Raw genomic sequence first — 9052 nt, 5'->3', positions numbered from 1 at the left:
GATATCGATCTTTGACTGCAAAACCCGTAGGCGTGCTAGGCGTGTAGTTTTTCCCATCTGTGAGTTTAAGCTCCCCGATGTTGACTTGATAGCCGTTGATSGATTTCCCCTTCGGATCAAATGCTAGACCCAGGGCAGCGATTTCACGATTCGCATACGAACTTAGATTCAATTTGGCTGTGACAAAGCCTTTTGTCCTCTTCCCGCTATTCGGTACGGTGACATATTCAACTTGATCCGGCGCATCTTTGAAAATAAGTCCTAACTGGATATCAGAACCATCATTCACTGATGTTTTGGTTGATTCTTGCCATATGCTGCATCGCCTGTAGGCGGCATGGAGTCTCCTGCTAATACATTATAGGGGAACGCTAAAAGCGACATCATTACTGTTGTTATAAGTGCTTTTCTTCTTATTTTCACCGATCTTTCCTCCTAATTGTTATTTAGCCCTTAGAGATTCCTTAAGACAAATGGGGCTGGTACGACGGACAGACAGATCCTGCATTCACAAGTTTTATTGTTTCATTTTACAAAAAGTAATCGTTTCAAGTCTTTGAAAGATAAAGTCTTATTTTTGCACATTTCGGACAACTAGTTGATATTCACTTAGCTATTTATTTTCCCCTTCGCAATTGTCTCTTCGCGATCTTGCACCTTGATTATAATAGAGCTTGTCGTCCCCCTTCTATTCGCCGTTGTTTACATTCGACTATCATCTGTTGACCTTCCAATCTGATCCCGGTATCCCTGCGGGGTTGCATTCGTTGCTTTACGAAAAAAACGGTAAAATGATTGCTTGGACAAGAAACCGACTGCTTTGGATATTTCGTTGATTTTCAACCTATTTTCCCCCAGCAACTCCTTCGTCTTCGTTATTTTCACCGCCGTAATAAAATCGGATAGTCCTTCACCCGTTATGCGTTTATATAACCTAGATAAATAAGACGGATTATGGCCTGCCACCTCGGCAATTCGATTCAAGCTAAGATCGCCTGCCACATTGTGCCGGATATAACGCTGAACTTGACTTACAACATCCATCTCCTGATACCCATGACCCGATGATTTGTGCTCAAAAATCACTTCAGCCAATTTCCCGAAGTATTCGGTCACTTCAAACCAATTGTTCGTGTAATCCAACAGGGTCATCTTTCCGAGGTTAATGTCATCGCCGATTTCCTCATGAACCTTCCAGCGATTCACGTACGATAAGAAAATAGAAATGAGCGTAAAATATATTTCACTTCTAGTACTGTCTGATTTCCCTTCAGCGGATGCCGCGAGCTTCATCAGTGCGGAATATTCGACAGAAAAATGTACCTGTTGACCGTTTTCCAGAAGCGTTTGCATCAACGTCATTTTCTTCATTTGTTTGCGCAGCTCTCTTACGTCTAAATCCGCGGCAAGTTCGTGTGATTCCTGTTCAAGCAGCAGTAATTCTTGTCCAAGTCCCAGCCCGCGATTCATCAACAAGCGCAAATGCTCAAACTGATCGGATAGCTCTTTCCATTCCCGGTATGTCGTACCCACGGCGAATGATAGTTTTATATTGAGCAGCTTCTTGCACGCGTTCTGGATCATCTCTGCTGCGCCTTTAACAAACGCCAAAGCCCGCTCTCTCGTCACCCTCACTCTGCTGGAGAAGAATCCTTCCTGTTTCGGTTGAATCAACCAAGCAATCTTCGTCTTCTCTTCGAATTCAAATGATACTTGGATTATCAGGTCTTTCTTGTCAGCTCCATGCGAGAGTCTTATGTCCATGGGCATCATGGAACGGAGAGCGTCGTTCACGGATACAATCAGGCCAGCCGCGTAGTTGTAGCAGCAGCCGTAATTATGGTGTCCGTCTTCGCTGGCTTTATTTTCGCTCATGATATCATGATCAAGCAGATTGGTTTTGCACTGGCGATCGGTATCCTTATTGACGCCTTTATCGTCCGTATGGCACTCGTCCCGGCGGTCATGGCAATCTTCGGCGATAAAGCTTGGTGGCTGCCTAAATGGTTAGACCGCCTGCTGCCGAACCTGGATGTCGAAGGTGATAAACTGATTGCACAGCTTAAAGATCAGGAGAGTACCTCCAATATCAAGTCTAGCTCTCGTAAGGCATACTAATTTTATTAAATAAGGGGCTGTCTCAAAGCAGTAAGCTCTCTAGCGAGATTGCCCGCTCTGAATGATAATGTTGAACACCATGAATAAATGGCTGTACAGGAGACTATGCCTGTACAGCCATTTTACTATTCTGATCTATCGTTCCCATCATTTCTCCAATTACACTTTCCGATACAATCATCCACCGACCACAAGTTAGTAGTTATATCTACTTTCGAGACTGACCCTTATTTTCACTTATGATTTCGAAATTGTCTTCTATAATCAGTCGGTCCAAATTCAGCATATTTTTTAGATTCTTCTATTAAATAGAGAACATTCGAATATCCAATACATGACGAAAGTGAACTCATAGGGATGTTCCTCTCAGAAAATTGTACTTTTGTATCGGGGTTTTTGTACATTTCTTTCAAAATAGTTTGAATATAGTGGAATGGTAGTAGATTTCAACTGAAAGGAGATGTCTGAATGTGAAGGTGTAACGGTTGTTGTACCTATCATCATAATCGGACAAGTCATTAAGGCTAGTATCATAATAAAGGAGATGTCGCTCATGTTAAATATCCTTGATTTTGAATTTGAAGAGGTCCCTATCGGAGGAGGGTCTTTGCCCTTGGCTGTAAATGCAGGGGCTTCCGAACTACCACTAACTGAAGTTTGGCTTAGTGTCACCGGCTCTAATCAGTATATCTTCATGTACTCTACCATTGGATGGCAAGCACAAATCACCACTACGTCTATTGCTCCCGAGCTTGTCTTCCGCATTCGGCGCGGCGGATTTGGAACGAATTCTCCGATTGTGTTTCAAACATCGGATTCTGCTTTGCTAATTGGAAACACGGCTATCAGTATGAATATTGGAATGACTACAGCATTTGATCACACGGAGCTCCCACCAACGTCAGTAATAGGAGTAGCACAACAATATTTCTTAACCGTTCAGAATATAGGAGTTGGCAATGCTTCCATTGTCGGTCCTGTAAATTTAACAGGGTTTGTATTAGGATAATTGAAGAATACAGCCAATGAATTCACCATAGTCTACAATAGAGGAGTTGTGATTTAAATGCTCAATATCCTTGACTTCGACAAGGAAGAAATTCCAATTGGTTCAGGGTCGCTCCCTTTAAATTTAACCCCAGGCCCCGAACTTGCCTTGACTTCAATATTCCTCAATATTTCCAGCACAAACGTCAACTTATTAATATCTGCTACCGTAGGATGGGAAGTACAGCTGCTGAATCAAACCATCATACCTGAACTCATCTTCCGAATTCGCCGTGGAGGTTCGGGATCGAGCTCCCCCATCGTCTTTCAGATACAAGATTCTCAGTATTTACCGGACTTCCAACAATTCATTATGCCTATCAACTTTAATACTTCATTTGATCATTCTGAGAATCCTAGCCCATCAATCGTAGGTAGTTATCAACAGTATTATTTGACTGTTCAACAAATTGGCATCGGAAATGTATCAATTATTGGTCCTGTCAATTTTACTGGCATGATTCTCGGTTAAAAGCAGGGTCCCGATGTAATCTAAAAAAAGTGAGGAATAGACCTATGCCAAGTATTCTGCAATATGCTACACAGGAGGTTCCCGCAGGCGGTGGATCGTTGCCCCTAGGACTAACACAGGGGGTCGAGATTAATTTAACTTCGATATTTCTCACAGCCACAAGCTCAACGAACCAGCTTCAATTCTGGGGAAATGTCGGTTGGGCGTTACAACTTCTCAATCAGGCTGTATCTCCCCAACTAACTTTTCGTATTCGTACGGGAGGATTCAGCCCAACAGATCCTATCGTATTTCAAACCACGGACTCCGAGCTATTTCCTGGTAACATGGGCTTTATAACTCAGGTATCATTTAACACTTCCTTCACTCATACGCAAGTACCAAATCCAACGTTAATTGGTGTCGCTGTACCCTACTTTTTGACAGTTTCCTATTTTGGCCTCGGAAACGTGGCCATTACCGGACCGATAAACCTTACAGGGCAAGTTCTAGGATAATAAAAGAAAACAACTTGTTCCTACAGTTTGTAGGTGACAAGTTGTTTTTCTCCATTTATAAAATCTACCATGAGGAGGACATCTATTTGACGAACATACCGGTTACTATGGGTGCGCAATCACAGCAAGAGCCTTCCATTACCGTTAATACTTTGAACAACTTAACCGTCATTGTTACATCTAGCAGCATTTCTACAGGAACTTCCAGAATCAATGTATATGTGTCGCAGGATGGCGGGTTTACGTACCCAACCAGTCCGACGCTGACTCTACCTGTCGGTTTTACTACCCAAGGTAATGCTATAGGCACTTATGGCTATCGCAATACATTTATGATAGCCTGCACCRCACTGAACACGAATCCGGTCATGGATTCTTCTATCACCGTCTATACTTCTACAGATAATGGAGTTATTTTCTCCGCTCCGGTCATTACATGTGAGGGCTTTGGACAGCAAATATATAATGATAAACCCTTCATTCAACTCGATAACTCTAACGGAAGTCCTTATCTCGGTCTGGCACATGTTGGCTTTACACGATATTATGACAATTTCGCCACCTCAGGCACTTTTTATCAACGTTCTCTCGATCTAGGACAAACGTGGTCGATTCCCATTCTTTTGTCAAATCAAACGACAGGAACCGCCGTGTTCGGCACGAATGTAGCAATAGGACCAACGGGACAGGTCTATGTAGCATGGGCGCAGTATGCACCAGGTAATCCTCAATTCCTCATTCGACGATCCGATGATGGAGGTGCGACCTTTAATCCGATTGTTGTAGTATCGAATATTTCCCTCGTCCCAAGTCCCCTTCCCGTACCCGGATTCGCTTTCCGCGTCTTGACCAGCGCCTTCCTTGCGGTAGATATTTCGGCCAATCTCGGCCAAGGAATACTATACGCCGTTTGGCAAGGTTATCAGACTGGCTTTTCGCACATCTACTTATCGAGGTCAACCGATCAAGGAAATACTTGGTCGACACCGATTCAAGTGGATGACAGCCCCACTGGTACGCAAAATTTTTATCCGAATATTGCGGTTTCTCGTAGTACGGGACTCATCCAAATTGTGTATTACACGAATCGCGTCGACTCCAGTATGCTTGATGTTTATGGCACAACTTCAGGAGATGCAGGCGCCACTTTTGCTGTTAATACCCGCCTATCAGACACTTCATTTGATCCTAACGCAGATCCGAGTTATGGGGAGCCTTGCCCGTCTTTAGGAGACTATATTGATGTTGCATTCACATATCCCGACAGACAGATTACGGTATGGACAGGAATGATCAACAACATACAAAATATTATTTCAAACCTATAACCTAAATAAGCTATTTGCATTAGCTGGAATCTTGGTACCCGGAGCAACGTTCATAATACCGGCAGGTTTGTCATCCACATGGAGGGGCGTAATATATGCCGCTCCATTATTATTTCTGCTGTCAAATTGGCTATAACCTAGGGTATGAATACATATTCCAATCCCTTTTTTATGCATATGATGAATCAAAACGTCATAGTGGGGAGTTGTGTTATGAAAGCTTTGGTTACAGGAGGTGCAGGTTTTATTGGTTCCCATCTTACAGATATGCTTATCGATAATGGCGCTGAGGTACACATTATCGACAATCTTACAACTGGATCAATAAAAAATGTAAATCCTGCAGCAACATTGCATATTGAAGATATAAACAGCGATTCATCTTCTCAAATCATTCAAACAGTTAAGCCGGATGTTGTGTTTCATATGGCAGCTCAGGTTGATGTTCAACGGTCGATAGCCGACCCTGCATTCGACGCTAACGTAAATATCGTTGGTACCGTGCGGCTTATTCATGCTTGCAAGCAAGCTGGCGTCGGAAAAATCATATTCTCGTCTACCTCGGCCGTATATGGTGTCTCAAAAAAAGAACGTGCATCGGAGGATGCATTACCTTCTCCGATTTCCTATTATGGTTTATCCAAACATGCAAGCGAGTGCTATATTCGATTGTTTCATGAATTGAACGGCATTAACTACACGATATTACGTTATAGCAACGTATATGGTCCTCGTCAAACTGCAAAAGGTGAAGGTGGCGTTATTGCCATATTTATGAGCAACCTGCATAAGGGGCTTCCGCTTTTTGTGCATGGCAGCGGCAATCAGAATCGCGATTTTATTTTTGTGCAAGATGTTGTAAGAGCAAATATAGCTGCGAGCCGTCAAGGGAATCAAGAAACGATCAACATAAGTACAGCCTTGCCTACTTCGATTAATAACTTAGTGCATAGGTTAAATATGATTCACGGCTCAGCCATAGATGTTGCACATGGCCCAGAGCGGCCAGGTGATATTATGGACAGCTGTCTCGATAATTTGAAAGCTGAACAAATATTGGGTTGGCGGCCGAAAGTTAGCTTAATCGAAGGATTAACACAAACTTATGAGTATTACCGTAAATAATAGGCTAAAGCGGCGATCGTTTCTCGGCATTCAGCCTGAGAGCGATCGCCTATTTTTTATTCATTTCATGGCAACAAGAACCGTTGTAAAACCATCATCACGGCCTATAATAAGCTCATACGTCTCATTATCTTGTGTACATACCTGTTGGATACGAAAGCCACAATCCGTCAACAAGCTGGACAATTCATTAGGTTGATAATGGCGATAGTGATGAGGATTCACACCACCTAGGAAGTACGGATTGTTCAAATGCGGAATAACCTTTTCATTTGGTGCTGAGATAAGAAGAATGCCGTTTACATTAAGAGAATCATAAAGCTTCTGGACGAATGACCGATCATCCTTCATATGCTCGACGGTTTCGAAGCAGGTAATAACATCGAACTTTTGGATAGGAAGTTCTTCTTGAAACAATCCAGATAAGTCGCTTTTCACATAAACGGTATTGTCGCAGTAGAAATGATCAATCGCCCAATTTAATGCATGATCCGATCGATCCACACCGATAGTCAGTGTGCAAGCAGAGTTTGTAGCCAAGTAATGAGTGCCATACCCTGAGCCGCAAGCCGCATCCAATATATAATCTCCACGACGAATGTAGTTCAATGCAAAATGATATCGATAATGATGATCCATCATGACATCGTGGAAGGACGTCGCGTACATTCGTTCCATCTTCGTAATTTCGTCATCCATTCTCTTTCCTCCAATAACCAAAAAAATCAAACCTTTAAACGGGTACATCTATCCGTGTCCGCGATGTGAATCTATGAATCTACTATAATGTAATATTCAATTGAACAGGAAAGGAGCTGCGTAAATGGCTCAATTGATTGATTTTGCTTCACAAGAAGTTTCTATCGGACAAATGTCGCTTCCTCTTAATTTGCCAGCTGGCACAGAAGTTTTGCTGACCTCTATCTTTCTTAATATCGCTAATGCGAATGTGGAAGTGGAACTGTCTGCTACCGTCGGCTGGGAGGCTCAACTATCACTGCTGCCCCTAGTTCCTGAGGTCATCTTCCGTATCCGCCGCGGTGGATTCACACCAGCTAGCACGCTCATCTTTCAGACTACAGATTCCGTTTTTCTAGGAGCTGGCAACTTGATACCGGTACTGACTTCTGACTTGACTACATCCCTTCAGCGTTCCGACTCTCCTGATACCCCCGCAATTGCAGGAACCTATCAACARTATTTTTTAACCGCGCAACTGAGTGGCACGGGTGGGGCGACAATTATTGGACCCGTTACATTATTAGGATCAATTATCGGGTAATTTACGATTAAAAAGGAGTTGAGAGTATGGCATTTTTAGTTGATTTTGCGTCACAAGAAGTGAAGCAAAACACACAGTCATTACCATTATTGCTGGCTGCCGGTACCGAAACGTTATTAACATCCGTATTTCTTAATGTCACGAGCACAAGCAATAAATTAGTATTACAAGCTACGGTCGGTTGGCAAGCTGAATTACTTTTGCTTCCGATTGTACCCAAACTCACATTCCGCATCCGACGCGGGGGGTCTACGGTGGCATTCCCTGAGGTCTATCAAACAACAGATTCGGAATTTTTAGGAACAGGCGGGTTGATCTCGAACATCATAACAACAACTTTAAATCACGTAGAATCGCCTGATCAAAGCCTTGTCGGTTCGTTTCAACAATACTTTTTGACTGTGCAAAGCAATGGACTCGGAACGATTACGGTTGTTGGTCCGGTAACGTTAATGGGTACAACGATTGGCTTTTAAATATCCCAATTCATGCTTTTTTCAATAGGAAAGGAGGTGAAAGCTATGGCTGTAATCATTAATGACTACCAGTTTCAAGAAGTTCCCGTTGGAACAGGGTCTCTCCCCCTTTCTATTTCTCCCGGTTCGGAAGTGCTGCTGACATCTATCTTTCTTCAAGTTACTAGTGTAAACAACCGGATTGAGTTAAAAGCAACCATCGGCTGGGAGGCGCAATTACTCGTTCTGAATATCGTACCGAAGCTTCTCTTCCGCATTCGACGCGGCGGAACGAGTGCCCCCGCGACGGTAGTCTTCCAAACGACTGATTCCGTATTTTTAGGAACCGCAAGTGAAGGTCCATGGGTACCGCTCGATTTCACGACTTCTTTCCAACACACCGAGACGGCTATTCCTGCTATCGTTGGCACATTCCAGCAATACGCATTAACTGTTGAACATATCGGTCAAAACGTTGCTACGATTATTGGTCCAGTTCATTTGGACGGTACCGTTCTTCTGTAACACAATAGTCCGATACCTTTACCGTTTCTATACTAAGCAGTATGGCGAATTGATTTCCGTTAGGCTGGAAATCAATTCGCTCTTTGTTTAGATATCCTCGAAGATGTTCTGTGATCCCGTCCGTGTGTCCATCCAGACAATGAGTGCTGCGCCAGTTGCTTTTACAATTAGGTCGTTATAATCACCAATCGATGGTGTTGGAG

The 9052-nt window shown here is 43.1% G+C and carries 11 protein-coding genes and 1 pseudogene; 8 read left to right on the top strand and 4 right to left on the bottom strand.

Annotation, left to right across the window (positions count from 1 at the left end):
- The 3 genes and pseudogenes from AC1DSE_RS24155 to AC1DSE_RS24145 all read right to left on the bottom strand — a co-directional run.
- Window positions 1-289, bottom strand: a pseudogene (locus AC1DSE_RS24155) (endo-beta-N-acetylglucosaminidase); the annotation flags it as partial.
- The gene (locus tag AC1DSE_RS24150; protein WP_477509758.1) at window positions 286-423 is read right to left on the bottom strand and encodes a hypothetical protein; all 138 of its coding nucleotides are present in this window, start codon (window positions 421-423) and stop codon (window positions 286-288) included. The gene AC1DSE_RS24150 and the pseudogene AC1DSE_RS24155, both read right to left, overlap by 4 nt.
- Window positions 424-702: 279 nt before the next feature.
- The gene (locus AC1DSE_RS24145; RefSeq protein WP_477528303.1) at window positions 703-1044 is read right to left on the bottom strand and encodes a helix-turn-helix domain-containing protein; all 342 of its coding nucleotides are present in this window, start codon (window positions 1042-1044) and stop codon (window positions 703-705) included.
- 699 nt (window positions 1045-1743) lie between these two features.
- On the opposite strand from AC1DSE_RS24145, the gene AC1DSE_RS24140 reads away from it, so the two are divergent.
- The 5 genes from AC1DSE_RS24140 (at window position 1744) to AC1DSE_RS24120 (ending at window position 6587) form a co-directional block, all read left to right on the top strand.
- Window positions 1744-2118: an MMPL family transporter gene (locus tag AC1DSE_RS24140; RefSeq protein ID WP_477509760.1), complete on the top strand. Its 375-nt coding sequence runs from the start codon at window positions 1744-1746 to the stop codon at window positions 2116-2118.
- A 613-nt stretch (window positions 2119-2731) separates the two neighbouring features.
- Complete coding sequence (locus tag AC1DSE_RS24135; protein ID WP_477509761.1) at window positions 2732-3127, top strand: hypothetical protein; 396 nt, start codon at window positions 2732-2734, stop codon at window positions 3125-3127.
- 57 nt (window positions 3128-3184) lie between these two features.
- Window positions 3185-3637: a hypothetical protein gene (locus AC1DSE_RS24130; protein WP_441874907.1), complete on the top strand. Its 453-nt coding sequence runs from the start codon at window positions 3185-3187 to the stop codon at window positions 3635-3637.
- 583 nt (window positions 3638-4220) lie between these two features.
- Entirely contained in the window at window positions 4221-5462 is a 1242-nt protein-coding gene (locus AC1DSE_RS24125; RefSeq protein WP_477528302.1) for a sialidase family protein, read from the top strand.
- 213 nt (window positions 5463-5675) lie between these two features.
- Entirely contained in the window at window positions 5676-6587 is a 912-nt protein-coding gene (locus AC1DSE_RS24120) for an NAD-dependent epimerase/dehydratase family protein (protein ID WP_477509763.1), read from the top strand.
- A 60-nt stretch (window positions 6588-6647) separates the two neighbouring features.
- Here the strand turns inward: AC1DSE_RS24120 and AC1DSE_RS24115 are convergent, their stop codons facing one another.
- Window positions 6648-7286 (bottom strand): class I SAM-dependent methyltransferase, encoded by a 639-nt coding sequence (locus AC1DSE_RS24115; protein ID WP_441874899.1) that lies wholly within the window; start codon window positions 7284-7286, stop codon window positions 6648-6650.
- A 124-nt stretch (window positions 7287-7410) separates the two neighbouring features.
- Between AC1DSE_RS24115 and AC1DSE_RS24110 the strand changes: the two genes are divergently transcribed.
- From AC1DSE_RS24110 to AC1DSE_RS24100, 3 genes are read left to right on the top strand one after another with little or no spacing between them, the layout of a single operon-like run.
- Complete coding sequence (locus AC1DSE_RS24110; RefSeq protein WP_339203094.1) at window positions 7411-7869, top strand: hypothetical protein; 459 nt, start codon at window positions 7411-7413, stop codon at window positions 7867-7869.
- Window positions 7870-7895: 26 nt separating this feature from the next.
- A complete protein-coding gene (locus AC1DSE_RS24105; protein ID WP_076265539.1) occupies window positions 7896-8345 on the top strand; it encodes a hypothetical protein in 450 nt (149 codons plus the stop codon).
- 45 nt (window positions 8346-8390) lie between these two features.
- The gene (locus AC1DSE_RS24100; RefSeq protein WP_475442679.1) at window positions 8391-8849 is read left to right on the top strand and encodes a hypothetical protein; all 459 of its coding nucleotides are present in this window, start codon (window positions 8391-8393) and stop codon (window positions 8847-8849) included.
- The last annotated feature ends 203 nt before the right edge of the window (window positions 8850-9052 follow it).

The organism is Paenibacillus sp. 01L418 (genome assembly GCF_056400045.1).
The sequence above is the reverse complement of the archived record's forward strand: the minus strand, read 5'-3'. Positions and strand labels throughout refer to the sequence as shown.